This window comes from Neobacillus sp. FW104-15D2, from assembly GCF_058790155.1.
Genome location: NZ_JBYTCJ010000002.1, coordinates 152428 through 177588, shown reverse-complemented (window position 1 = coordinate 177588; position 25161 = coordinate 152428). Strand labels below are relative to the sequence as shown.

The 25161-nt window shown below is 40.1% G+C and carries 24 protein-coding genes and 1 other annotated feature; of the genes, 19 read left to right on the top strand and 5 right to left on the bottom strand.

The genetic code is table 11. The features are described 5' to 3' along the window. The first annotated feature begins 31 nt into the window (after nucleotides 1-31). Nucleotides 32-241, top strand: a complete 210-nt coding sequence (locus tag AC3WR0_RS02615) for a DUF1294 domain-containing protein (RefSeq protein WP_492550850.1) — start codon at nucleotides 32-34, stop codon at nucleotides 239-241. 97 nt (nucleotides 242-338) lie between these two features. On the opposite strand, the gene AC3WR0_RS02610 is transcribed toward AC3WR0_RS02615, so the two are convergent. Beyond that, the gene (locus AC3WR0_RS02610) at nucleotides 339-464 is read right to left on the bottom strand and encodes a hypothetical protein (protein WP_492550849.1); all 126 of its coding nucleotides are present in this window, start codon (nucleotides 462-464) and stop codon (nucleotides 339-341) included. Between the two features lie 185 nt (nucleotides 465-649). Here AC3WR0_RS02610 and AC3WR0_RS02605 point away from each other — a divergent pair, with 185 nt between their 5' ends. Then, nucleotides 650-1141: a dUTP diphosphatase gene (locus AC3WR0_RS02605; RefSeq protein WP_492550848.1), complete on the top strand. Its 492-nt coding sequence runs from the start codon at nucleotides 650-652 to the stop codon at nucleotides 1139-1141. A gap of 69 nt (nucleotides 1142-1210) precedes the next feature. After that, the gene (locus AC3WR0_RS02600; RefSeq protein ID WP_027320220.1) at nucleotides 1211-2296 is read left to right on the top strand and encodes a M42 family metallopeptidase; all 1086 of its coding nucleotides are present in this window, start codon (nucleotides 1211-1213) and stop codon (nucleotides 2294-2296) included. Nucleotides 2297-2521: 225 nt separating this feature from the next. On the opposite strand, the gene sspI is transcribed toward AC3WR0_RS02600, so the two are convergent. Beyond that, nucleotides 2522-2731, bottom strand: coding sequence for a small acid-soluble spore protein SspI (sspI, locus tag AC3WR0_RS02595; RefSeq protein WP_492550847.1), 210 nt, complete (start codon nucleotides 2729-2731; stop codon nucleotides 2522-2524). A 220-nt stretch (nucleotides 2732-2951) separates the two neighbouring features. On the opposite strand from sspI, the gene AC3WR0_RS02590 reads away from it, so the two are divergent. From AC3WR0_RS02590 to pheT, 3 genes are all read left to right on the top strand, one after another. Beyond that, on the top strand, nucleotides 2952-3704 hold the full coding sequence (locus AC3WR0_RS02590; protein WP_492550846.1) for a TrmH family RNA methyltransferase: 753 nt from the start codon (nucleotides 2952-2954) through the stop codon (nucleotides 3702-3704). Between the two features lie 55 nt (nucleotides 3705-3759). Next, nucleotides 3760-4011 (top strand) — a binding site (T-box leader). 74 nt (nucleotides 4012-4085) lie between these two features. Beyond that, on the top strand, nucleotides 4086-5123 hold the full coding sequence (gene pheS / locus AC3WR0_RS02585) for a phenylalanine--tRNA ligase subunit alpha (protein WP_027320217.1): 1038 nt from the start codon (nucleotides 4086-4088) through the stop codon (nucleotides 5121-5123). A 36-nt stretch (nucleotides 5124-5159) separates the two neighbouring features. Next, nucleotides 5160-7574: a phenylalanine--tRNA ligase subunit beta gene (gene pheT, locus AC3WR0_RS02580; RefSeq protein WP_492550845.1), complete on the top strand. Its 2415-nt coding sequence runs from the start codon at nucleotides 5160-5162 to the stop codon at nucleotides 7572-7574. Between the two features lie 47 nt (nucleotides 7575-7621). Here the strand turns inward: pheT and floT are convergent, their stop codons facing one another. The 3 genes from floT to rnhC form a co-directional block, all read right to left on the bottom strand. Continuing rightward, nucleotides 7622-9148: a flotillin lipid rafts scaffold protein FloT gene (floT, locus tag AC3WR0_RS02575; RefSeq protein WP_492550844.1), complete on the bottom strand. Its 1527-nt coding sequence runs from the start codon at nucleotides 9146-9148 to the stop codon at nucleotides 7622-7624. A gap of 11 nt (nucleotides 9149-9159) precedes the next feature. Next, entirely contained in the window at nucleotides 9160-9687 is a 528-nt protein-coding gene (locus tag AC3WR0_RS02570) for an NfeD family membrane protein (protein WP_492550843.1), read from the bottom strand. A gap of 160 nt (nucleotides 9688-9847) precedes the next feature. Next, nucleotides 9848-10789, bottom strand: coding sequence for a ribonuclease HIII (gene rnhC / locus AC3WR0_RS02565; protein ID WP_492550842.1), 942 nt, complete (start codon nucleotides 10787-10789; stop codon nucleotides 9848-9850). A gap of 163 nt (nucleotides 10790-10952) precedes the next feature. On the opposite strand from rnhC, the gene zapA reads away from it, so the two are divergent. The 13 genes from zapA to AC3WR0_RS02500 all read left to right on the top strand — a co-directional run bounded on the left by zapA (nucleotide 10953) and on the right by AC3WR0_RS02500 (nucleotide 25119). Continuing rightward, the gene (gene zapA, locus AC3WR0_RS02560; protein WP_492550841.1) at nucleotides 10953-11213 is read left to right on the top strand and encodes a cell division protein ZapA; all 261 of its coding nucleotides are present in this window, start codon (nucleotides 10953-10955) and stop codon (nucleotides 11211-11213) included. Between the two features lie 5 nt (nucleotides 11214-11218). Continuing rightward, nucleotides 11219-11773 (top strand): CvpA family protein, encoded by a 555-nt coding sequence (locus AC3WR0_RS02555; protein WP_492550840.1) that lies wholly within the window; start codon nucleotides 11219-11221, stop codon nucleotides 11771-11773. Nucleotides 11774-12146: 373 nt separating this feature from the next. Beyond that, the gene (gene polX, locus AC3WR0_RS02550; RefSeq protein ID WP_492550839.1) at nucleotides 12147-13877 is read left to right on the top strand and encodes a DNA polymerase/3'-5' exonuclease PolX; all 1731 of its coding nucleotides are present in this window, start codon (nucleotides 12147-12149) and stop codon (nucleotides 13875-13877) included. 22 nt (nucleotides 13878-13899) lie between these two features. Then, nucleotides 13900-16257 carry an endonuclease MutS2 gene (locus AC3WR0_RS02545; RefSeq protein ID WP_492550838.1) on the top strand — a complete coding sequence of 786 codons (2358 nt, stop codon included), beginning with the start codon at nucleotides 13900-13902 and terminating at the stop codon, nucleotides 16255-16257. A 19-nt stretch (nucleotides 16258-16276) separates the two neighbouring features. Continuing rightward, the gene (locus AC3WR0_RS02540) at nucleotides 16277-16684 is read left to right on the top strand and encodes a DUF350 domain-containing protein (RefSeq protein ID WP_027320208.1); all 408 of its coding nucleotides are present in this window, start codon (nucleotides 16277-16279) and stop codon (nucleotides 16682-16684) included. Between the two features lie 327 nt (nucleotides 16685-17011). Beyond that, nucleotides 17012-18715 (top strand): AMP-binding protein, encoded by a 1704-nt coding sequence (locus AC3WR0_RS02535; RefSeq protein WP_492550837.1) that lies wholly within the window; start codon nucleotides 17012-17014, stop codon nucleotides 18713-18715. Nucleotides 18716-18987: 272 nt separating this feature from the next. After that, nucleotides 18988-19572 (top strand): fatty acid metabolism transcriptional regulator FadR, encoded by a 585-nt coding sequence (fadR, locus tag AC3WR0_RS02530; RefSeq protein ID WP_492550836.1) that lies wholly within the window; start codon nucleotides 18988-18990, stop codon nucleotides 19570-19572. 32 nt (nucleotides 19573-19604) lie between these two features. Next, entirely contained in the window at nucleotides 19605-20378 is a 774-nt protein-coding gene (locus AC3WR0_RS02525; RefSeq protein WP_492550835.1) for an enoyl-CoA hydratase, read from the top strand. Between the two features lie 108 nt (nucleotides 20379-20486). After that, entirely contained in the window at nucleotides 20487-21260 is a 774-nt protein-coding gene (locus AC3WR0_RS02520) for an electron transfer flavoprotein subunit beta/FixA family protein (RefSeq protein ID WP_492550834.1), read from the top strand. A gap of 35 nt (nucleotides 21261-21295) precedes the next feature. Then, a complete protein-coding gene (locus AC3WR0_RS02515) occupies nucleotides 21296-22273 on the top strand; it encodes an electron transfer flavoprotein subunit alpha/FixB family protein (protein WP_492550833.1) in 978 nt (325 codons plus the stop codon). 189 nt (nucleotides 22274-22462) lie between these two features. Next, the gene (gene trxA, locus AC3WR0_RS02510) at nucleotides 22463-22777 is read left to right on the top strand and encodes a thioredoxin (RefSeq protein ID WP_027320203.1); all 315 of its coding nucleotides are present in this window, start codon (nucleotides 22463-22465) and stop codon (nucleotides 22775-22777) included. Between the two features lie 448 nt (nucleotides 22778-23225). Then, nucleotides 23226-24731: an FTR1 family iron permease gene (locus AC3WR0_RS02505; protein WP_492550832.1), complete on the top strand. Its 1506-nt coding sequence runs from the start codon at nucleotides 23226-23228 to the stop codon at nucleotides 24729-24731. Beyond that, nucleotides 24718-25119 carry a hypothetical protein gene (locus AC3WR0_RS02500; protein WP_492550831.1) on the top strand — a complete coding sequence of 134 codons (402 nt, stop codon included), beginning with the start codon at nucleotides 24718-24720 and terminating at the stop codon, nucleotides 25117-25119. The genes AC3WR0_RS02505 and AC3WR0_RS02500 overlap by 14 nt, the downstream gene beginning before the upstream one ends. Nucleotides 25120-25161: the final 42 nt, after the last annotated feature.

Below are 25161 nucleotides of genomic sequence, written 5' to 3'. Positions count from 1 at the left end.
GGCTTTTTATACATTAGGGGGAAGGGGAAAAATGGACGGTAAAACATTAATACTGGCGGCTTATGTACTAATGAATTTCATAGGGCTGCTTACCATGAAGGCAGATAAACAGAGGGCTATTAAGCATCAGTACAGGATTCCAGAAAAAACTTTATGGCTTGTAGCTTTATTTGGGGGTGCCATAGGCACTTTAATGGGAATGCAAATGTACAGCATAAAACAAAGCATTTATCTTTTATGATAGGATTTCCTCTGCTTGCAGTTATTGAATTTTTGGCATTTGTTTATATTAACCTAAAAATGGTCTAACAATTCTATTATGGAATTCTCGATTCCTTTTAACGAAGGTGAATTTCAACCTCAAAGGAACTCTTTAATGGACCAACATATTTTTCAACTTCAAAAAGAACACCTTTATAAGTAAGAAGGAAATTACTTTCAATACTAGAGGGAAAATCCATCATACAGTATTGCTTCTATTTGAGAGCTTTATTATGCTGCATTTCCGATCGTAATCGTTTTAAAAGCAAGAAAAAGTAAAAGAAAATGAGCATGATTAAATTAATGCGCAAAACCTTAATCAGCTTTTTTTCTCCTTACGAAAGCGTAGGAAAAAAGGTTCAATTAAAACAAGAAATGGGCGATACATATGAATTTAGAAAAATTGTTTGAAATGCAAAAATCACTTGATGCACATATCGAAAAGAAACATGGATTAGAGAAAGAGGATTTATTTGAAAAAAAACTTCTTGCCCTGCTCGTAGAACTGGGAGAATTGGCAAATGAAACCCGCTGCTTCAAGTTTTGGAGCTTAAAACCCTCTTCATCAAGAGAAATTATACTTGAAGAATATGTAGATGGAGTGCATTTTATATTATCACTTGGAATCGAAATGAAGTTCGATAAAATGGAGTTTTTGGTTCCAAATGAGGTTCAGGGCAATTCAGTTACAGCCCAGTTCTTGGCCGTATATCAAACAGCTAATGAATTTGCAAGAACTCGTAATTTAGAACAATTTGCAAAACTTTTGACAGATTACCTAGGCCTTGCCGCCAGACTGAACTTTACCACTAAGGAAATAGAAGAGGCATATTTCCGAAAAAATGAAGTAAATTATGAAAGGCAGAAAAAAGGCTATTAGCCAGAAAATTTGTACATCTTCTTCGGGATTCGTTATAATTAAGAATGTACATATGAAGGGGGTAAAAAAATGGCACAATTAGATGAAACTCTAACAATGCTTAAGGATTTAACAGATGCCAAAGGCATACCAGGTAATGAACGAGAAGTGCGCGAAGTAATGAAAAAATACATAGCTCCATTCGCTGATGAAATTACTACCGATGGGTTAGGAAGCTTAATTGCCAAAAAAACAGGTAAAGAGGGCGGTCCTAAAATCATGGTAGCGGGTCACCTTGATGAGGTTGGCTTTATGATTACTCAAGTTGATGATAAAGGATTTTTGCGCTTCCAGACAGTTGGAGGCTGGTGGGGACAGGTTATGCTTGCCCAGCGCGTTACGATCGCAACAAGAAAAGGCGATGTAACTGGAATCATTGGTTCCAAGCCACCTCATATATTGCCTGCTGAAGCACGCAAAAAACCGGTTGATATCAAGGATATGTTCATTGATATCGGTGCATCCAGCCGCGAGGAAGCAGAATCTTGGGGAGTCCGCCCTGGAGACATGGTAGTTCCTTATTTTGAATTTACTGTTATGAACAATGAGAAAATGCTGCTTGCCAAAGCATGGGATAACCGCATTGGCTGTGCCATTGCAATTGACGTCCTTAAACAATTAAAAGATACTGACCATCCAAATGTGGTTTACGGTGTTGGCAATGTTCAGGAAGAGGTTGGACTTCGCGGTGCACGTACAGCCGCAACTAAAATTAATCCTGACATCGGTATTGCTGTCGATGTAGGTATTGCTGGAGATACACCGGGGGTTTCGGAAAAAGAAGCTATGGGCAAAATGGGAAATGGACCACAAATCGTACTTTACGATGCGTCCATGGTAGGACATAAAGGGCTGCGTGATTTTGTAACAGATATTGCAGATGAATTCCATATCCCTTATCAATTTGAGGCAATTCCTGGCGGCGGTACTGATGCAGGAACTATTCACCTTACCCATAATGGTGTACCAGCGCTTGCTATTTGTATTGCAACACGTTATATCCATTCACATGCTGCAATGCTCCACCGTGATGATTACGAAAACACAGTGAAACTGATTGTTGAAGTAATCAAGCGTTTAGATCGTGAAACTGTTGATAAATTAACATTTGAATAAGAATAGATGCAGCTGATTCTAAAGGATATTATTTATCCTAAGAATCAGCTTTTCTTTTTGTGGAAAGTATACTTTTTTATGTAGAAAACCTTCTTAAATTGTAAATGATCCCCTTGGACAAAGAAATTGTAGAAAGCCCCACTATTTTTGTAGCATAGGTATGAAATAGTTCCAATTCATATTCCAATAAAAAAACTGCCAACATGAGCTGGCAGTCATAAGTCCTTACTGTTTTAAACCATTTTCAAGTGTTTCAAGCATTTCTTTCTTGTCGTCTTCGGAAGAATTTTGCCAGATTACTTCAAAAAGGACTCCCAATCCAGGAAGCATTTTTTCTTCCCCATTCTGAATGGCGTCCACAATTGTATCTTCAAGTTGATCCTGTGTGTTTCCGGTTACATTGTGTATAATGGCATTTCGTAAATTGAAATTCAATTTGATTCACTCCTTTTACTTTTTTCTTTTTAGTATCAAATTACTCGTTATCAAACTTGATAATGTTTGCTCCAGCACCCTAAGAAAAGCCCATTTACCCCATAGTGTTAAAAGGGTGCTTCCGCATTTCTTTTCATAGCTTTTTCTGATTTAGGTTTTATTATGTATTGTGGTTAAGATATAATTAGAAAATCATGAAAAGGAAAAAGGAGAGACTGTGTTGAATCATATTCACTCTTCAAAGAACCCTAAGGTTAAACAATGGAAAAAACTTCATACGAAAAAGGAACGGGATTTAACCGGGACATTTATAATGGAAGGTTTTCATCTTGTAGAGGAAGCATTAAAACAAAAAGAAATGGTGGAAGAACTGATCTATTCAGAGGAGACTGATCTGCCTCACAGCTGGGATTATGAATCCATTCCGGTAACAATCATTACGGAGGAGGTAGCAAAAGCTATTTCTGAAACAGAGGCACCACAAGGGGTATTTGCTGTATGCAAACAAGCTGAGGCTTCCATAACTGATGCGAAAACCTTCCTGCTGATTGATGCAGTGCAGGACCCCGGGAACCTCGGGACTATGGTCCGGACGGCTGATGCGGCTGGTATTGACGCCGTTATTGTTGGACAGGGCAGTGTTGATATTTATAATTCCAAAGTTCTCCGGTCGGCGCAGGGCAGTCACTTTCACCTTCCGATCATAAGAGGGAATTTATCTGAATGGATTGACCAGCTTTTAAGCAAAGAAATCCCTGTATACGGAACAGCCCTGGAAAATGGGAGTATATATACGGAAACCGCTCCTTCAAAAACCTTTGCTCTCGCAGTAGGTAATGAGGGCAGTGGGGTTAGCAAAGAGGTTCTTTCTAAAACAACAAGGAACCTATATATTCCTATTTACGGCAAAAGTGAATCACTTAATGTTGCTATAGCCACTGGCATCCTTTTATATTACTTAAGAAAGTCGTAAATCAGTTTGAAACCAAACTAAACTTATTATATAATTAACAACAAAATCAATATTCTAAATGACCAAGACGGAGAAAAGTACCTTGTGTGAAACCATTCAGGGAGAAAGTGCCCGGGACTGAGAGCACTTTTATGGAGGATACAGGGGAAGTTCACCTCCCGAGTTGGCATCGGGACCACAAAAAGCAGCTGCTTTTTGTGTAAAGATGCACCGGCATAAGCCGTTATCCGAATGAAGCGAACACAATGTTATGTATACATAGCGTGTTTACAAGGGTGGTACCGCGAAATAGAACCTCGTCCCTTTCCAGGGAGGAGGTTTTTTGTTTTTTTTCAGGGATCTTCTATTCGGAATACATAAAAGAAAAAGGAGGATTTATTGATGCAGGAACGTTTACAGGAATTGCAAACTGAAGCACTTCAAAAGATTGAGCAATCTGGAAACCTAAAAGAGTTAAATGAAGTACGAGTGGCCTATTTGGGGAAAAAGGGACCAATTACAGAGGTTCTGAGAGGAATGGGAAAGCTTTCGGCTGAGGAACGCCCTAAAATGGGTGCGCTTGTCAATGAAGTGCGCGAGGCTATATCTGTGAAGTTGGAAGAAAAACAAAAGGAACTGGAGGAAGCTGAGGTTCTTGAAAAACTAGCATCTGAAACAATTGATGTTACCCTGCCAGGACGTCCAGTAAAAACTGGAAGCCACCATCCATTAACCAAGATCATTGAAGAAATTGAAGACTTATTTATCGGCATGGGCTATCAGGTTGCCGAAGGCCCAGAGGTTGAAAAAGATTATTATAATTTTGAGGCACTTAACCTTCCAAAAGGCCATCCGGCAAGGGATATGCAGGATTCCTTCTATATTTCAGAAGAACTTCTATTACGCACACATACATCTCCTGTCCAGGCGCGCACAATGGAGAAGCATCAGGGAAAAGGCCCTGTAAAGATTATCTGTCCAGGAAAAGTTTACCGCAGAGATAATGATGATGCGACCCATTCCCATCAATTTATGCAAATTGAAGGTTTGGTTATTGATGAGAATATCCGGATGAGTGACCTGAAAGGGACACTCGAAGTATTTGCAAAAAAAATCTTTGGTGAAGACAGAGAAATCCGCTTAAGACCAAGCTTTTTTCCTTTCACTGAACCATCTGTAGAGATGGATATTTCCTGTAAAATTTGCGGCGGAAAAGGCTGCAGTGTCTGTAAAGGAACAGGCTGGATTGAAATTTTGGGAGCAGGTATGGTTCATCCTAATGTACTTGAAATGGCTGGATTCGATTCGAAAAAGTATACCGGTTTTGCATTTGGAATGGGACCTGAGCGAATTGCCATGCTGAAATATGGCATTGACGATATCCGCCATTTTTACACTAATGATGTCCGGTTCTTAACACAGTTTTCAAGGCATGAGTAATAACCCAATAATCCGGTTGATATAGGAGGAACAAAAATGTTCGTATCATATAAATGGCTGCAGGACTATGTTGATCTATCCGGCATAACACCTGAAGAGCTGGCTGAAAAAATTACTAAGAGCGGAATTGAAGTTGAAGGTGTCGAAACCCTGAATGAAGGAATTAAGGGTGTTGTTATCGGTTATGTAGTCGAGCGTGAACAGCATCCTAATGCAGATAAATTAAACAAATGTCTTGTAGATGTCGGAGATGAGGCACCTATCCAGATCATTTGCGGGGCTCCCAATGTTGCACAAGGCCAAAAAGTTGCTGTTGCCAAGGTTGGAGCGGTACTGCCCGGTAATTTCAAAATCAAACGTGCAAAGCTTCGCGGTGAAGAATCAAATGGAATGATTTGTTCTCTTCAGGAGCTTGGCATGGAGGGGAAAATTGTTCCGAAAGAGTATGCAGAAGGCATCTTTGTTTTTCCGGGAGATGCAGAAGTAGGAACAGACGCTATCGAGGCTTTAAACCGTGATGACTCAGTCCTGGAACTTGGCCTGACTCCAAACCGTTCAGATTGCCTAAGCATGCTTGGGGTTGCTTATGAAGTGGCAGCTATTTTAGGTAGAGAAGTAAAATTACCTGATGTTAGTCTTGAATCTTCTTCAGATATGGCTTCTGACTATATTGATATTAAGGTTGAGGCCAAGGATGGCAATCCGCTATATGTAGCAAAGGTAATCCGAAATGTAAAAATTGCTCCATCTCCATTATGGATGCAAACGCGTTTAATGGCAGCAGGTATTCGACCGCATAATAATGTTGTTGATATTACCAACTACATTTTGCTGGAATATGGCCAGCCGCTTCATGCCTTTGACTATGACCGCCTTGGTTCAAAGGAAATCGTCGTTCGAAGAGCAACTAAAGGCGAAACAATGGTTACTCTTGATGATGTAAAAAGAACATTGTCTGCAGACCACCTAGTTATTACTAATGGCAAGGAGCCGGTTGCTTTAGCTGGGGTTATGGGTGGAGCAAACTCAGAAGTTTCCTCTGAAACAACCACTGTCTTGCTTGAATCAGCTTATTTTAGCGGAGCAGCAGTAAGAAAGGCTTCAAAGGATCATGGATTAAGAAGTGAAGCTAGTGCCCGTTTTGAAAAAGGCGTTGATCCAAATCGTGTAAGAGTTTCCGGAGACCGCGCAGCCTATTTGATGGCAAAGTATGCAGATGGGGAAGTGCTAGGAGGATCTGTAGAGGTGGATACCTTAACAGTGGAACCTGCAGTTATTTCCATAACTCTTGAAAAAATCAATCGTGTGCTGGGAACTGAATTGTCTATGACCGTGGTTGAAGATATATTTGCAAGGCTTCAATTTGATACCAATACAGAAGAAGATACTATTACAGTTACGGTACCAACAAGACGCGGTGACATTAGAATTGAAGAGGATTTAATCGAAGAAGTGGCCCGTTTATATGGCTATGATAATATTCCAAAAACACTGCCGGAAGGTTCCTCTACACCTGGGCATTTAACAGGGTATCAGCAAAAACGCCGTGTTGTCCGGCATTTCCTTGAAGGAGCAGGGCTTTACCAGGCCATTACCTACTCATTAACAAGTGAAGAAAGAGTAGCTCAATTTGCAATAGAAAATGGAGATGCTATCAGCCTTGCGATGCCGATGAGCGAAGACAGAAGCATGCTTCGTCTAAGCATTGTGCCACAATTGCTGGAAGTATTAAAATACAATAGCGCCCGCCAGAACGAAAGTTTCGGTGTATATGAAACCGGTGCAGTATTCCTTGCCAATAAGGGTGACGAGCTGCCAGAGGAAAGAGAACATCTTGCAGCAGCCATAACAGGTGTTTGGCATAGCCATTCCTGGCAGGGAGAGAAGAAGCCTGTGGACTTCTATGTCCTAAAAGGTATTCTTGAAGGTTTATTTAATAAGCTTGGAGTTTCAAGCCAAATCAACTATGTCCAGTCAAAAATGGATGGTTTGCATCCAGGCCGTACGGCTGAGATCCTTCTCAATGGTGCTAAGATTGGCTTTGTTGGCCAGGTTCATCCAACCATGCAAAAGAATTTTGACCTAAAGGATACTTTTGTATTTGAACTTTCCTTAAAAGCGGTCCTTGAAGCAAGTACGGAACCGCTTCACTACAATGCGATTCCACGTTTCCCGTCCATTACAAGAGATATCGCTCTTGTAGCGGAAAAAGAAACTGCCTCAGGCCAATTAAAAGAAATTATTGCCGAGGCAGGCGGAAAGTTGCTTAAAGACGTACAGGTATTTGACTTATACGAAGGGGATCGCATGGAAGCAGGTAAGAAATCCATTGCCTTTTCACTGAAATATGAGGACCCTGAAAAAACTTTGACCGATGAAGAAGTAACAAAGGTTCATGAGAAGGTTTTAGAGGCGCTTAAAGAAAAAGCCGGAGCGGTTTTAAGAGGCTAAGTAAAGGAAAAGGGAGACCTGCCAAAACGGTGAGGTCTCCCTTTTTCTTATTTGCTTTCTACTAGAGAATCAGATTGAACAGCCTGTGATTCAATTAACTCGTCAATGCTTGCCCGGATGTTTCTTTTCCCTGACAGATTTTCGATAAGCTCTTTTACATCAAGCCCTGAAGATGCTTTTAATGATTCCTGCATGGTTGACATTAAATTAGTTGCATAAGAGGTTATTTTATTTGCGCCCCCTGATGCGGAGTCACTGCCGGTATCAACTACTGTTATTTTATCAATATTGGATAGCGGACTTGCAATTTCTTTTGCATACTGTGGAAGCATTTTAAGAACCATATCTAAAACTGCAGCCTGGCCGAATTGCTCAAAAGCTTCGGCAATTTTACGTTTTGCTTCTGCCTCTGCAAGCCCCTTCATTCTAATTACTTCTGCTTCTGTCTCACCCTGTGCACGCTGAGCATCGGCTTTTGCAACTCCGTCTACTCGGACACGTTCGGCATCAGCTTTAGCCATTGCTTCAACCCGGTACTTTTCTGCATCCGCTTCTGCCATTAGTTTCGCTTTGCTTGCAGCAGCAGCCTGTTCTACAGAGTAGCGGTCCGCATCGGCTTTTTTCTTAACCTCAGAATCATACTGTCTTTCGCGTCTCAATATTTCCTTTTCTTCCAATTCAATTTGCTTTTGGCGCTCAACAATTTTAACCTGCATTTCCTGCTCGGTTACCTCTTGTTTGGCACGTGCAGTCTCCAGATCATATGCCTGGTCGGCTCGCGCTTTTGCTATATCCTGTTCACGGCGATATTCTGCTACTTTTAATAGATTCGTTTTTTCTGCCTCAGCAATTTCAGTTGCTCTTTCTAATTCCGAACGTTTCGCATCCTTTGCTGCTTCGGCACGCTTAATTCTGGTTTCTTTATCTGCTTCTGCAGTTGCGATATCGGCATCACGTTTAACCTGGGCAATTCGTGGTTTTCCCAGTGATTCCAGATAGCCGTTTTTGTCTCGGACATCCTTGATTGTAAAGGAGACAATCATTAGTCCCATTTTAGCCAGATCTTGAGATGCTACACGCTGGACCTCCTGGGAAAACTTTTCACGGTTTTTATAAATCTCTTCAACGGTCATTGATCCCAGAATAGAACGGAGGTGGCCCTCTAAAACCTCACGGGCCTCACTTTCTCGGTCTTCCTTTGTTTTTCCTAAAAATTGTTCAGCGGCTGTCGCGATTTCTCCGATGGATCCGCCGATTTTTATAATTGCAGTGCCATCCGCCATAACAGGAACACCCTGTTCTGTATAAACCTCATGTGTATTGACATCCAGCTTGCTAGAGAGGAGGCTTAAAGGCTTTGCCTGTTGGAAAATAGGCAGGATAAAAGCACCACCGCCGCGGATAATTTTAATTTTATTTCCGGATTCATCTATATGAACATTTTTACTGCCTAAATAACTGCCAGTTACAATCAAAGCCTCATCAGGACCTGCGGTATGATACTTTTTGATAAATACACCAATAAAAGCAAGTAAAATAAATGTAACAATAGCTACAACAATCCAAATAAACACTTCTTCCCCTCCTAAAATGGATGCTCATATTCTTTAACTGTTAAAAAGCCTGTTTCTGCATCTATTACTAAAACAGTTGCTCCCTCTTTAATTGTAGAATCATCAAAGCTCCGGGCAGATTTTGATATCATCCCACTCGTACTTTCCAAAACTACTTCCCCAAAGCCATTGGCCGGAATGGTAATAATTACTTTGCCGACCCGCCCATTAAGGGACTCTGCTGTATAAACAAGGGACTCTTCGGCTTTTGAAAGGGGAAGAAGAACAAAAATATTTAATATGACATCAAGAATAAAAGAAATAATAACCGCAATAACAAGTATGAGGTAGCTATTCAGACTCGTTACTTTTTCCAATATGTAGCCAGTTGCAGACATAAAGGTAATAAATGCGAGCACAATTACCGGATTTAAGAAATCCAGCCCTGCAGCAGTGCCATGTGCTGCATCCCCAAAGAAGATAAAAAGCACTGTAAGAGCACCAATAATAAAAAGGGTGTATAGATAAATAGTTTCTATGGGAGTTCCAAATAACTCCATAATCCCCCCTCCTTAAGTAAATTTAAATTCTGGAATTCATCATTGACACTTATACGCACCACAAGTTAGAAAAGTTTCAAAAATTTTACATTAATTGTAACAAAAAAAAGCATCTGTCGTCGATGCTTTTTAAAAATAGTGATCCACTTTTTCAAAGTTATCAGATGCCTTTTTTCTTATTAACGAGATTCATTGCTTTTCCTGTGTTAGCAAAATGGAGTTTGACGAATTTAGGCAGCACATCTTTACCTTTGGCCATAATCAATTTTGCAGCCGCCACATCAACTTGGGCGCCGGCGCCTTTTGGAATCGTAAATCCTGCAGAACTGCTTAACTTCTCAAAATATTGGACAAATGCATATCTGGCTAATATGGACGCAGCTGCAACAGCCAGATGGATGCCTTCTGCTTTGGTGCTGAAATAAACATTTTCCTTTGCAATTACTTTCTGCCCTTTTAAGTGCCGATAATAGGATTCAGCCTCAACAAATTGATCAATAAGGATAGCATCAGGCTTGGTAGGAGCTATTTTATCGAGAACATTTAATATTGCTTTGTTGTGAAGGATGGCCTTCATTTTTCCCTGTGACATTCCCGATTGCTGAAGCTGGTTGTACTTTTCGTTATGTAAAGGTATTAGACTATGCGGTATAATGTCTTTTATCTGCCGCGCAATTTCTATAATTTTAACATCGTTTAAGTCTTTAGAGTCTTTGACTCCTAACTCCTTTAATAATGGAATGTCCTCTTTTCTAACATAAGCGGCTACAACGGTTATCGGTCCAAAAAAATCACCGGTGCCTACTTCATCAGAACCAATAGCCGACATGGAACTGATTTGGGGAGGCAGTCCAGTGGAGCTTTTCCCTGTTTTTTTGGCAGGAGCTGACTTGGCAGAAGCATTTCCCCATTTTAAGGCTTCTGCTTCACTGCCGCCTCCCTGAAATAAAACCTTTCCTGATTTATAGGCAGTAATCACACAGGCAGGAGTTTTTGCTGAAAATAAACCTCCCTGGGGAACCTTTTCAAGAAGGTAGGGACGATAGAATTCTTTTAATTTATTTAATTCGTTTGTTTCTAATACAATAACCGCGTTAGCCAAAATAACATTCTCCTTTTGATTTTGCTTTATTTTTTCTCTGGAATATACTCGCTCCCACTTATTCGAAAGGGAGGAGAACGGCCTCTGAAACTGTTTGGCTTTTCTGCTGATATTCGTTCATGATATGATATAGATTAGGATTCTTTGAATGGAGGCATTTACGTTGTCGAACCAACATAAAAACCGGACTGCAGTAGATATATACGGACAGCAATATATCATTATTGGTGAAGAAAGCTCAAGTCATATCAGTATGGTTGCTTCGCTGGTTGATGATAAAATGCGTCAAATAGGTTCCAAGAATCCATCACTTGAAGTAAATAGGCTTGCCGTATTGACAGCGTTAAATGCCGTCAATGATTATATAAAAATTAAAGACCAATTGGAACGGCTTCAAGCTGAAATGGAAAGGGAAAAGGGCTGAAATACATGTTGGATTTAGCAATTATTATTATTTTAATTATTGGTTTTTTTGTAGGCCTTAAAAGAGGCTTAATCATGCAGCTATTTCATTTAGTAGGCTTTATAATTGCTTACATTGCAGCAAGAACTTATTATGATGACCTGGCACCAAAGCTTACACTTTGGATTCCATATCCAAGCCTGGGAGAAAACAGCACGCTTAAGCTTCTGACAGACAGCGCCGATATGGAAGCTGCTTTTTACAGGGCTATTTCTTTTGCGATTATCTTTTTTGCCGTTAAAATTCTTCTCCGAATTATTGGAGCAATGCTTGACTTTATTGCCCACCTGCCAGTATTAAAACAGTTAAACACTCTTGGAGGAGGCATTCTTGGTTTTATAGAGATTTATTTTGTCCTTTTTATATTATTATATATAGCTGCCTTAATTCCAATAGAAGTTCTTCAGGGACCACTTGACAGGTCTTTCCTGGCGGATGCGATTGTGAATCATACACCGGTTCTCTCCGACCAGCTGAAAAAGCTTTGGATTGCCTATGTCGGAGCTCCAACTTCTCTGTGACAGAGAAGTTTTTCTTCGTTTAAGAAATTATAAATTATTACCTTGTGGATAACTTTAACTTATTCCTGTCGGAGGCCCACAGGACAAGGAAAGCTTCGGAAGCATCTGCATCGCACGATGAAAAAGCTTTAGCCTTTCGAGGAAGCGGGTCAGAAAGGCGTTGCCAAAGGAAGTGGCGATTTTAGCCTTTCATCATCTGATCAGGGCGCTTGCGCCTTTTGTTCGCTAATCAGAATTTATATCCCTAAATTCTGAACGCATAAGTAAAACTAGGGCATCCGCCAATGGGACTTGGCGAATGCCAAGTTTTTCTAACGGTTTGAATGATTTATATTGGAGAGTCCAAATTAAAATTTTAAGGGCGGTGTTATAAATGGAAATAAACAAAAAAGATGTTATTCACCTTTTGGAAGCAATTGCTATTTATTTGGAACTAAAGGGTGAAAATCCTTTTAAAATATCAGCCTTTCGTAAAGCTGCCGGTGCTTTGGAGGCGGATAACCGGAGTTTAACAGAAATTGAAGACTTTACTGCTATTTCCGGAATTGGTAAGGGAACGGCAGCAGTTATAGAAGAGTATATGATTGATGGCGAATCAAATGTACTGAAGGAGCTTCAGGAGGAGGTGCCCAATGGGCTGATTCCTCTCCTTGACCTGCCCGGTCTGGGCGGTAAGAAAATTGCCAAGCTTTATCAAGAGCTTGGGATTGAAGATATTGCCGACCTTGAAGAAGCCTGCCGTGCGGGAAAGGTACATTCCCTGCCAGGCTTCGGGAAGAAAACAGAAGATAAAATCCTTCTTGCTATTGAGAATTTTGGGACCAGGCCGGAAAGGCTTCCTATTGCCTACATGCTGCCAATTGCAGAGAGTATAGAGAAAAGCCTTTCAGAGATTCCTGAAATCATTCGTTTTTCACGAGCTGGAAGTTTGAGACGTATGAGAGAAACAATAAAGGATCTGGATTTTATTATTGCAACAGAAAGTCCGGAGGCTGTTAAGGACAAGCTCCTTGCTTTTTCCAAAATTAAAGAAGTAATTGGGGCCGGAGATACAAAGGTATCTTTAACTTTTGCCCTGGACTATGATATTTCGGTTGATTTTAGGCTGGTTGAGCCTAATGAATTTGCTACAGCGCTTCATCATTTTACTGGTTCTAAGGAACATAATGTAAGAATGAGGCAGCTGGCAAAGGAACGCGGTGAAAAAATCAGCGAATATGGAGTAGAAAATAACGAAACCGGTGAGATTCTCACATTTTCATCTGAAGAAGAATTTTATCATCATTTTGGACTTCCTTTTATTCCTCCTGAAATTAGAGAGGATGGGACCGAAGTGGAAGAGTTCCGTCCAGCTGAAAAACTTATTTCTATTGATGATATAAAAGGCGATCTTCATATGCATTCAACGTGGAGCGATGGAGCCCATTCCATCGAAGAAATGGTTGAGGCCTGCAGGGAAAGAGGATATCAATATCTGGCTATTACAGACCATTCGCAATTTTTAAGGGTTGCAAACGGCCTAACCCCTGAAAGGCTGCTTCAGCAAAGGGAAGAAATTAAAAAACTTAACGAAAAGTACGATGATATTATCATACTGTCTGGGATAGAAATGGATATCCTTCCCGATGGCTCGCTTGATTATGAAAATGAGCTGCTTGAGGGGCTGGATATTGTTATCGCCTCCATCCATTCTTCCTTTTCGCAACCAAGAGAAAAAATAATGCAAAGATTAAAAAATGCATTAACCAATATTCATGTTGATATCATTGCCCACCCTACTGGAAGGCTAATTGGCAGGCGGGAAGGGTACGATGTTGATATGGACATGCTGATTCAATTGGCAAGGGAAACAAATACAGTTCTTGAATTAAACGCAAATCCTCACAGACTTGATCTTTCATATGAAAATTTAAGGAAAGCCCAGGATGCTGGCGTGAAAATTGTTATTAATACAGATGCACATAAAATGGATACACTGGAACATATGGAAATAGGGGCTGGGGCAGCAAGAAAAGGGTGGATCAAAACATCAAATGTAATTAATGCACTTGAAAAAAATGATCTTCTTGACTTCCTTCATAACCGTCACGCTCGAACTGACTAAGAATAATAGGAGGATTATCTCCATGCAGCGGAATGCTTTAAAGGTATTAGAATATGCAAAGATAAAAGAACAGCTGATGGGCCATGCATCATCATCATTGGGAAGAGATGAAATTAAGAATCTGGTACCATCAGCGGATTTCGATAAAGTAGTTCGCCTTCAGGAAGAAACAGATGAGGCGGCAATGGTATTAAGATTAAAAGGAAATGTTCCCTTATCCGGAATTTTTGATATACGTGCCCATATTAAAAGGGCTGTAATTGGCGGTGTTTTAAGCCCCTCAGAACTTGTCCAGATCTCCAGTACCATTCATGCCAGCAGGCAAATAAAGCGGTTTATTGAGGATTTGGCTGAAGAGGATATCAAGGTTCCAATTCTCTCTGAAAAAGCAGAAAGAATCATCCCATTGGCAAAACTAGAAGAATCAATTAAAAATTCAATTGATGAGAGCGGAGATGTTCTTGACAGTGCCAGTGAACTTTTGAGGTCACTAAGAAGCCAAATCAGAGCAAACCAGGCCCGTGTAAGAGAAAGACTCGAGGGAATGATCAGATCCTCCAGTGCACAAAAGATGCTATCGGATGCGATCATTACCATTCGTAATGACCGGTTTGTTATTCCAGTAAAGCAGGAGTACAGAGGGCATTATGGCGGTATTATTCATGATCAAAGTTCTTCAGGGCAGACTTTGTTTATAGAGCCACAGGCTATTGTTCAGCTTAATAATGCCCTTCAGGACATACGGGTAAAGGAACAGCTTGAAATCGAACGGATTTTAGCTGATCTTTCTGCCCAAACCGCTGAATTTGAAGGAGAGCTCAGCATTATTGTTGAAGTTATGGGAAGCCTTGATTTTATCTTTGCAAAAGCAAGGTATAGCAGGCAGATAAAGGGATCAAAACCTCTAATGAATAATGAAGGCCGGATTTCTTTATATAAGGCACGCCATCCGCTCATTCCCATAAATGAAGTGGTAGCCAATGATATCCTTCTTGGCAGAGACTTTACAATCATTGTTATTACAGGTCCAAATACAGGCGGTAAAACCGTTACTTTGAAAACAGTTGGATTGTGTACTCTTATGGCGCAATCTGGCCTGCAAATACCTGCACTTGATGGGTCTGAATTGGCTGTATTTGATTCTGTGTATGCAGACATTGGTGATGAACAATCGATTGAACAAAGCTTAAGTACATTCTCATCTCATATGGTTAATATCGTGGATATTTTAAAAAAGGCAGATTTCAATAGCCTGATTCTGTTTGATGAACTTGGTGCAGGAACTGACCCGCAGGAAGGGGCTGCCCTGGCCATTTCCATTCTTGATGAAGTAAATAAACGTGGAGCCCGAGTTATTGCAACTACTCACTATCCTGAGTTGAAAGCATATGGCTATGACCGTAAAGGTGTTATGAATGCAAGTGTGGAATTTGATGTAGAGACACTTAGTCCAACTTATAAGCTCTTACTTGGTGTTCCAGGCCGAAGTAATGCGTTCGAGATATCAAAAAGGCTTGGTCTTGATGAACAGGTTATCAATGTGGCCCGTTCCCATGTGAGTGCAGATACCAATCAGATTGATAAAATGATTGCTTCCCTTGAGGAAAGCAGACGGCAGGCTGAACGTGATCGTGAAGAAGCAAATGACTTTTTAAAGCAGGCTGAGAGACTTCATAACGATATGCAAAAACAGATGGCTGACTATTATAATCATAAGGATAATCTATTTGATAAGGCTGCTTCTCAGGCAGAAGATATTGTAGAGCAAGCCAAAGAAGAGGCGGAAAAAATTATTCGCGATCTTCGAAAAATGAGGCTTGAGAAGAATGCGGATATAAAGGAACATGAATTAATTGATGCAAAAAAACGCTTGGCAGAAGCTGCTCCTGACGTCAAGAGATCAGGCCGGCAGACGGCTCAAAAGGACCAAAAAAGGACCTTTAAGCCCGGGGATGAAGTTAAAGTTCTTACTTTTGATCAAAAGGGAACTCTTCTTGATAAAACATCAGGTCATGCATGGAATGTCCAAATTGGTATTTTAAAGATGAAAGTTGAAGAAAAGGATTTGGAGTATTTATCAACTCCAAAACAAACCGAAAAACGTGCTGTTACTACCATAAAGGGGAAAGACTTCCATGTCAGCCTAGAACTCGATCTCCGTGGTGAGCGATATGAAAATGCCTTAATGAGGGTAGAAAAATACTTGGATGACGCCCTATTGGCCGGATATCCCAGAGTATCGATTATACACGGTAAAGGAACAGGGGCATTAAGGCAAGGTGTTCAGGAATACCTGAAAAACCACCGTTCCGTCAAAAAAATCCGCTTCGGTGATGCGGGAGAGGGAGGAACAGGCGTAACCATTGCAGAGTTTAAATAAAGTCCGGGGAGAATGGGATATGGACCGATTTTGGGAGAATAAATATACACTGACAGCAGCTAATTACAGTGTGGTCATTTTATGTTTAATTGTCTTTATGGCTGTTTTTGAACTGGTAACAAAATATAAAAATTGGGAAGAAATAAAAAATGGAAATATGGCGGTTGCTATGGCAACAGGCGGAAAGATATTTGGCATCATAAATATTTTTCGTCATTCAATCGCTCAGCATAATTCTCTAATGAACATGATTAGTTGGGGGATTTATGGATTTATCCTTTTGCTGGCTGGCTACTTTATTTATGAATTCCTAACACCCAAGTTCAATATCGACCATGAAATTAAAAATGACAACCGAGCTGTTGGATTTATATCAATGGTTATCTCAATAGGCCTTTCCTATGTCATTGGTGCAGGGATTAAATAAGGAGAGATTGGAATTGGAGAAGCTGGCAAAAATCCTACTGGTACTGTGCGGCTTATTTTTGCTAATCGGGCTGGGTTATATGTTGTTTTTTGCAAAATAGTAAAAAATTAGGGCTGTCCTTTTGGGCGGCCATTTTTTATTTATTTAGAATTTATTTTGAACGAAATCAATTATAGCTCTGTTCTCACTAAAGGCTTGGCTATCGCTAAGTTTTCTAAATTATTTTGTCGAATTTCAAAAGGTGTTCTATTTGTTTAAAAAAAATGATTATATTATAATAGGCGGAAGTAATTAGAATTTTATAACAATTCAAAAAGGAGGGTTTACATGATTGAAACAAGACCATGGATTAAAAACTATCCAGACGAAATCCCTTCCAGCCTGGAGTATTCATCCCAGCCTGTTCAGGCTTATTTGAAAAAGGCTGTCGAGGAGTTTCCTAACAAAATAGCCATTCATTTTATGGGAAAGGATTTATCCTATACAAAGCTGTATGAATCAGCAAAAAAGTTCGCAGGGTATCTTCAGGAAATTGGAATCACTAAAGGTGACAGGGTAGCTATTATGCTTCCTAATTCACCACAATCTGTTATCAGTTACTTCGGTATTTTAATGGCAGGAGGAGTAGTGGTTCAGACAAACCCGCTATATATGGAGAGGGAACTGGAATACCAAATGATTGATTCAGGATCAAAAGCCATTGTTTGCATGGATATCCTTTATCCACGGGTATCCAAAGTTATGTCCAAAACCGATTTAAAAGACATCATTGTAACCGCTCTCAAGGACTATTTGCCGTTTCCCAAAAATCTTGTTTATCCATTTATTCAGAAAAAACAGTATGGCATAGTGGTTAATGTCAAGCATGAAGGAAACTCTCACTTGCTGACAGAAATCCTAAAGCAGCCTGCCAGAGATGTGAAAGAGCATGAGTATGATTTTGAAGAGGATCTAGCTCTATTGCAATATACGGGCGGAACAACAGGGTTCCCAAAAGGAGTCATGCTAACCCATAAAAATTTGATTGCCAATGCATCTATGTGCCAGGCATGGATGTACAAGTGCAAACGCGGTGAAGAAACAGTACTTGGACTGCTGCCATTCTTCCATGTTTATGGAATGACAACTGTTATGATTCTATCAGTAATGCAAGCCTATAAAATGGTGCTCCTGCCTAAATTCGATGCGGCGGCCACTCTTAAAACGATTCAAAAACAAAAACCTACGCTTTTTCCAGGAGCTCCCACCATTTACATTGGGCTCTTGAATCATCCAGATATTAAAAAGTATGATCTGTCATCAATCGATTCGTGCATAAGCGGGTCCGCACCACTTCCTGTAGAGGTACAGCAAAAATTTGAAGAAGTAACTGGAGGAAAGTTAGTAGAAGGCTACGGTTTAACTGAGTCCTCACCTGTTACACATTCCAATTTTCTCTGGGACCGTCCCAGAATAAAAGGAAGTATTGGAGTCCCATGGCCTGATACTAATGCGGCTATTTTTTCAATGGAAACTGGTGAAAGGCTCTCAGCTGGCGAAATTGGAGAAATTGCTATTAAAGGGCCACAGGTGATGAAGGGCTATTGGAACAGGCCTGAGGATACAGCACAGACTTTAAGGGATGGCTGGCTGTTAACTGGAGATCTTGGCTACATGGATGAAGATGGTTACTTTTACGTAGTAGACAGAAAGAAAGATATGATAATAGCTGGAGGCTATAATATATATCCGAGAGAAATTGAAGAAGTATTATATGAGCATCCTGATGTACAGGAAGTTGTCGCTGCAGGGATTCCGGATCCATACCGGGGTGAAACCGTTAAGGCATATGTTGTATTAAAAGAAGGGACAAAAATTACAGAAGAAGAACTAAACAAATTTGTCCGCCAGCATCTTGCTGCATATAAAGTGCCACGTATTTATGAGTTCAGACAGGAACTTCCCAAAACTGCAGTTGGAAAAATCCTGAGGAGAGCACTTGTAGAAGAAGAAAAGAAAAAAATAGAGGATCAAGGCCAAAAACATGCTTAATTTTTGAGCCGGAAAGGGGCTCTTTATTTTTGAAAAATAAGGCTTGTCCGCTTGAAGCTTTTTAGTAAAAAATATAATATAAAAATAGAACTGTATTTCTTGACAGAAAAGCGGTATCTAACTATTATTAAAATATGAATGACTATTCATTCACTTTTCATTGATAGTTATACCGTTTTTTATATACTTCATGTTTTACAAGCTCCATTTTGTATTTCCATGAAAGCTATTAATGCTTCAAAGGGAAATACGGCTTTGAGGGAGGGGATAAATTGAAAAAAAACAAACCGAAATATAAGCAGATTATCGATGCTGCTGTTATAGTAATAGCTGAAAATGGCTATCATCAGGCTCAGGTATCAAAAATAGCCAAACAGGCGGGCGTCGCTGATGGAACCATTTATTTGTATTTTAAGAATAAAGAAGATATTTTAATCTCTCTCTTCGAAGAAAAAATGGGCAGCCTTATTGAAAATTTAAATGAAATGATGGCAGGAAAAGAAAGCGCAGCAGAGAAGTTATTAATGATGATTGAGACGCACTTTAACCTGCTGTCAAGTGACCGCCATCTTGCCATAGTAACTCAATTAGAGTTAAGACAATCCAATAAGGAACTTCGTTTAAGGATAAATGATGTACTTAAAGGGTATTTAAAGTTGATTGATAAAATTCTAAATGAGGGCAAAGAAAGCGGAGAGTTTTCCCAGCAGCTGGATGTCAGACTTGCAAGGCAAATGATCTTCGGTACGATGGATGAAACAGTGACATCCTGGGTGATGAATGATCAAAAATACGACTTGCAGGCCCTTTATAAGCCGGTACATCAGCTGCTCATCAGCGGGTTGCGCGGATCATAAATATTGTTTCTTTAGCCATAGGAGGGATTGATATGGAATACTTAAAATGGTCGGCTGCAGACAGAATCGCTACCATAACGATTCAGCGGCCTCCTGCCAATGCCCTTTCATCAGGCCTTTTGAGGGAATTATCCTCGTTGCTTGATGAAATTGAAACAAATGAAGAAGTCAGGGCAATTATTGTTCATGGCGAAGGGCGTTTCTTTTCGGCAGGTGCAGACATTAAGGAGTTTACATCTATTCAAACAGGTGAAGATTTTTCGAAGCTTGCGAAATATGGCCAGGATTTATTCGACAGGATGGAAAGGTTCCCAAAACCAATTATTGCAGCTATTCACGGTGCAGCACTGGGGGGTGGCCTGGAAATTGCTATGGCCTGCCATTTTAGGCTTGTCAGTGAAACAGCAAAATTGGGCCTTCCGGAATTACAGCTTGGCCTTGTTCCCGGATTTGCCGGATCTCAGAGACTGCCGAAATTTGTAGGAACTGCCAGGGCTGCTGAAATGCTTTTTACTTCTGATCCGATAACCGGGTTGGAGGCTGTGCAATTTGGCTTGGCGAATCATGCCTATCCTGAAGAGCAAGTTTTGGAAAATGCATATAAGATTGCTAAGAAGATTGCCAAAAAGAGTCCTATGGCATTAAAGGCTGCCATTGAATTGCTTAATTTCTCGAAGACTGAGGAATTTTACAATGGAGTAAACAAAGAAGCTGAACTTTTTGGACAAGTATTTTTGTCTGAAGATGGACAGGAAGGCATTCGGGCTTTTATGGAAAAGAGAGAGCCTGAATTTAAAGGGAAATGATATAGCGGGAATAGTTAGTTCCCGCTTCTCAAAGCAAAAAAATTTTTTAAATAAAATTTTTTTAATCTTTAGAACAGAAAAAATGTTTGAATTCTTAGGAGGGAAACTATGAATATTTATGTTTTGCTAAAAAGAACATTTGACACTGAAGAAAAAATTACTATTTCCGGCGGTAAAATCAATGAGGATGGTGCCGAGTTTATCATTAATCCTTACGACGAGTATGCAGTTGAAGAGGCAATCCAAGTAAGAGATGCACAGGGCGGAGAAGTTACTGTCGTTTCTGTAGGAAACGAAGAAACCGAAAAGCAGCTTCGCACTGCACTGGCTATGGGTGCTGATAAAGCCGTTCTCATTAACACTGAAGATGATGTAGAAAATGGTGATCAATATACAACTGCTAAAATCCTGGCTGAATACTTAAAGGATAAAGATGCAGATCTCATTATCGGAGGAAATGTAGCTATTGACGGAGGGTCTGGTCAAGTTGGTCCTCGTGTAGCTGAAATGCTGGGCATTTCATACGTAACCACTATTACAAATCTTGAAATTAACGGTACTACTGCAACTGTTACCCGCGATGTTGAGGGAGATTCCGAAGTTATTGAAACAACGCTACCTTTACTGGTTACGGCACAACAGGGATTAAATGAGCCAAGATATCCATCCCTGCCGGGCATCATGAAAGCAAAAAAGAAGCCGCTTGATGAGCTAGAGCTAGATGATCTGGATTTGGAAGAAGACGATGTTGAAGCAAAAACAAAAACAATTGAAATCTATCTTCCTCCAAAGAAAGAGGCTGGTAAAGTGCTTCAGGGTGAACTTACCGATCAGGTAAAGGAACTTGTTAAACTGCTCCACACCGAAGCAAAAGTAATTTAATCCTTAAGACAACAATTCAAGCAGGAGGTAATAGAATGGCTAGAAAAGTATTAGTTTTAGGTGAAGTACGAGACGGCGCATTGCGTAATGTATCTTTTGAGGCAGTTGCTGCAGGTAAAACAGTTGCTGAAGGCGGAGAAGTTGTAGCTGTTTTGGCTGGGGAGTCTGTAAGCGCTTTAGCAAATGAAATGGTTGCAGCCGGTGCAGACCGAGTGCTGACAATAGAAAACGATAAATTAAAACAATATACTCCGGACGGTTATTCGCAGGCCATCTTGGCTGCAGTGGAACAGGAACAGCCTGAAGGATTAATTTTTGGTCATACAGCTCTTGGAAAAGACCTTGCACCAAAAATTGCAGCAAAACTTTCATCTGGATTAATCTCCGATGCTACTGATGTGGAAGCAGCAGGAGGAAACATTGTATTTACACGTCCTATTTATTCCGGTAAAGCATTTGAAAAGAAAATTGTAACAGATGGATTGGTTTTTGCAACGATTCGTCCAAATAACATTGCACCGCTTGAAAAGGATGATAGCAGATCAGGAGAAGTAACAAGCCTTTCAGTTGATGTAAAGGATCTTAGATCTGTTATTAAGGAAGTTGTCCGCAAAGCAACGGAAGGTGTTGATCTTTCAGAAGCAAAAGTTATTATTGCGGGTGGACGAGGCGTAAAGAGCGAAGAAGGCTTTGAGCCATTAAAGGAACTTGCAAATGTCTTAGGCGGAGCAGTCGGAGCATCACGTGGAGCCTGTGACGCAGATTATTGTGATTATTCACTTCAAATTGGCCAGACAGGTAAAGTAGTAACACCCGACCTTTACATTGCATGTGGAATTTCAGGAGCTATCCAGCACCTAGCGGGTATGTCCAATTCTAAGGTCATTGTCGCTATTAATAAGGATCCTGAAGCCAACATCTTCAAGGTTGCAGATTATGGAATCGTTGGAGACCTTTTTGAAGTAGTGCCAATGCTTACAGAAGAATTTAAAAAGCTTAAGGTACATTCATAATAATTCCCTCCTCATAAATCATAGTTCCAGGGTAAAACCGGCCGGCAATGCCGGCCGGTTTCCTTTGTTTAATGAATAGTTTTATTGAAAAAGGGTAAAAATACATCAGAAACAAATTATTAGCATGATTTGTAAATCGATGATATACTTTCCGTAGTATTTGAGTATTAAATTTAGGAGGAAATTCCAATGGCAATTTCACACGTTACAGACCAAACTTTTTCAGCTGAAACTGGATCAGGCTTAGTGCTTGTTGACTTCTGGGCTCCATGGTGCGGACCTTGCAAAATGATAGCTCCAGTTCTAGAAGAACTTGACTCAGAAATGGGCGATAAAGTAAAAATCACTAAACTTGATGTAGATGATAACCAGGAAACAGCTGCTAAATTCGGCGTTATGAGCATCCCAACATTGTTGGTATTGAAAGACGGAGAAGTAGTAGATAAAGTTGTTGGCTTTCAGCCAAAAGATGCTCTTGCAAGTGTTCTGCAAAAGCACATCTAATATATAGATAGTTAACTCTCAGCCTACAGCTGGGGGTTTTTATTTTGCAAAACTTTTACAAATAGTCTCTGTTAAACTGGACTGGTAGATTTTCGCTCACATCGCTCTCTTTCCGCGGGCGAACCGGGAGCCTCCTCGGCGCTTTGCGCCTGCGAGGTCTCCCTCCTGGCCAGCTTTTCCCGAGAATTTGCATTATGGAATCGGCCCACGCGCAAAGGAAATGCGCACCATTTTCGCGGAGTCTCGCGCCTTCCACTTAAATCAACATAGTAATCAACCATATGCTTTAACACATCCTACAAATAAAAGTAGTAATGTGCATTTCTCCTTGCTTGTTCACTCAAATGACATTGACATTCATTCTCAATGAATATATAATTTTTATTGTAATTGAAAACGATTTTCATTTATAAAACATAATAGATAGTCAATACATAAGGAGGAAACTATGAAACTTAAATTTATTACGGCTTTATTAATATTACTTGCAGCATATATAGCCCTCCCAACAAATAGCTATGCTGCAAGTGCAACAGAAGATATGACCAAGGCAAACATAATTATTAACGAAACGATTGCGTCAGTTGACAAAGGTGATTTGGAAAAAGCTTCTGAACAATTTAAGAAGTTTAATTCAACATGGCTTTCAATTGAGGATGGCATTAAAAAGAAATCTTCTCATGCTTATCGTGAAATTGAAGATAAAATGGGTATGGTATCATTTTCATTTGCACAGCAGCCTACAGATCAGATGAAGGTAAAAAATGCTCTTCTTGAATTGAAAGAAACCAATGAAAAGTTTACAGATGGAAAGTTTACGGATGGCCCGGATAAAAATAACAATAATACTGGCAAAACAGGGAATGTTTCTGAACTGGTTACCTTGCTAAACCGATCTTTATCCAAAATTGATGATAATGATATTGAAGGTGCCAGAAATGATATAGAGAAGTTTCGTAAATCCTGGTTAAACGTTGAAGGAGTTGTCCTTACACAGTCTTCAAAGGTCTATAGTGATGCAGAAAGAGATATGGTTTCTTCCTATGCCATGCTTTCATCAAAGCCGGCAGATATAAAAGATGCCAAAAAGACAATTGAAGGTATGAGAGATTACCTTTCACCTCTTGTTGCAAAAACAAGCTACAACATGATGGATGCGATAACGATTCTTTTGCGTGAAGGATTAGAAGCTCTGCTTGTTATTGTCGCTTTACTTGGATTCTTAAAAAAATCGGGGCATGAAAATAAGGGGAAATGGATTTGGTTAGGGGTGGGATCTGGACTGGGAATAAGTATTATTCTTGGGGCAATTGTTAACTTATTATTCTCTGCAGGTACATTTGGCAGCAACAATTTCCTTATTGCTGGATGGACTGGTGTTTTTGCTGCAGCTATGCTTCTTTATATGAGCTATTGGCTCCACAGCAAATCAAGTATTTCAGAATGGCAGAGATACATTAGAACCCAAAGCACTAATGCCTTAAATAAGGGAAGCCTCCTTTCACTGGCCCTCTTATCGTTCCTGGCTGTTTTCCGTGAAGGAACAGAAACTGTCTTATTCTTTATTGGGATGGCGTCATCTATTAAACTGACATCTTTACTCTTAGGCATTGCAATTGGTTTAGCTATTCTAGCTGTGTTATCTTATCTAATCCTAAAAGTAGGCTTAAAAATTCCTATGAGGCCGTTCTTCCTGGTATCAAGTATATTAATGTTCTATTTGTGCTTCAAATTTGCAGGGATGGGTATCCATGGCCTGCAGCTTGCAGGACTCTTGCCAGCTACCCAAGCACCAATACCAACTATCGACTTTTTTGCTTTATATTCAACCTGGGAAAGTTTCATCCCACAATTGCTTCTCCTGATTATTGCGGTTATCGCAGCAATTATAAATAAAAGAAAAGATAACAAAATGAAGGTGCAATCTGGAGGAAATTTAAATGAAATCGCCTAAACTTATCTTACCAATCATACTTTCTTTATCATTCTCACTTGCGGCCTGTGGCGGGGGAAATGAAGACGAAAAGGCTGAAAAAACAAATAGCGGTACTTCAATCAGCGAAGGAGCAAAAGAAATGCAAAAAACCATAGCCGAGTTGAAAACACAGCTAAACGATAAAGATTCTGCTAAGGTGAAAAAGAGTGGGGAAGAACTTGAAGAATCCTGGGAAAAGTTCGAAGATAACGTAAAGGATAAAGACAAAGAATTGTATGAAAAAGTAGAAACTCCACTTCATACCATTGAGGCGGGGGCCAAATCTGAACCGCTAGATGTAAACACCCTTTCCGCAGCAGCAGATGAACTTAATAATACCTTGACAGAAGTTAAAAACTTAAAATAATAAAGATGAAGAGCAGAGCTAATCTTTGCTCTTCTTTTGCCG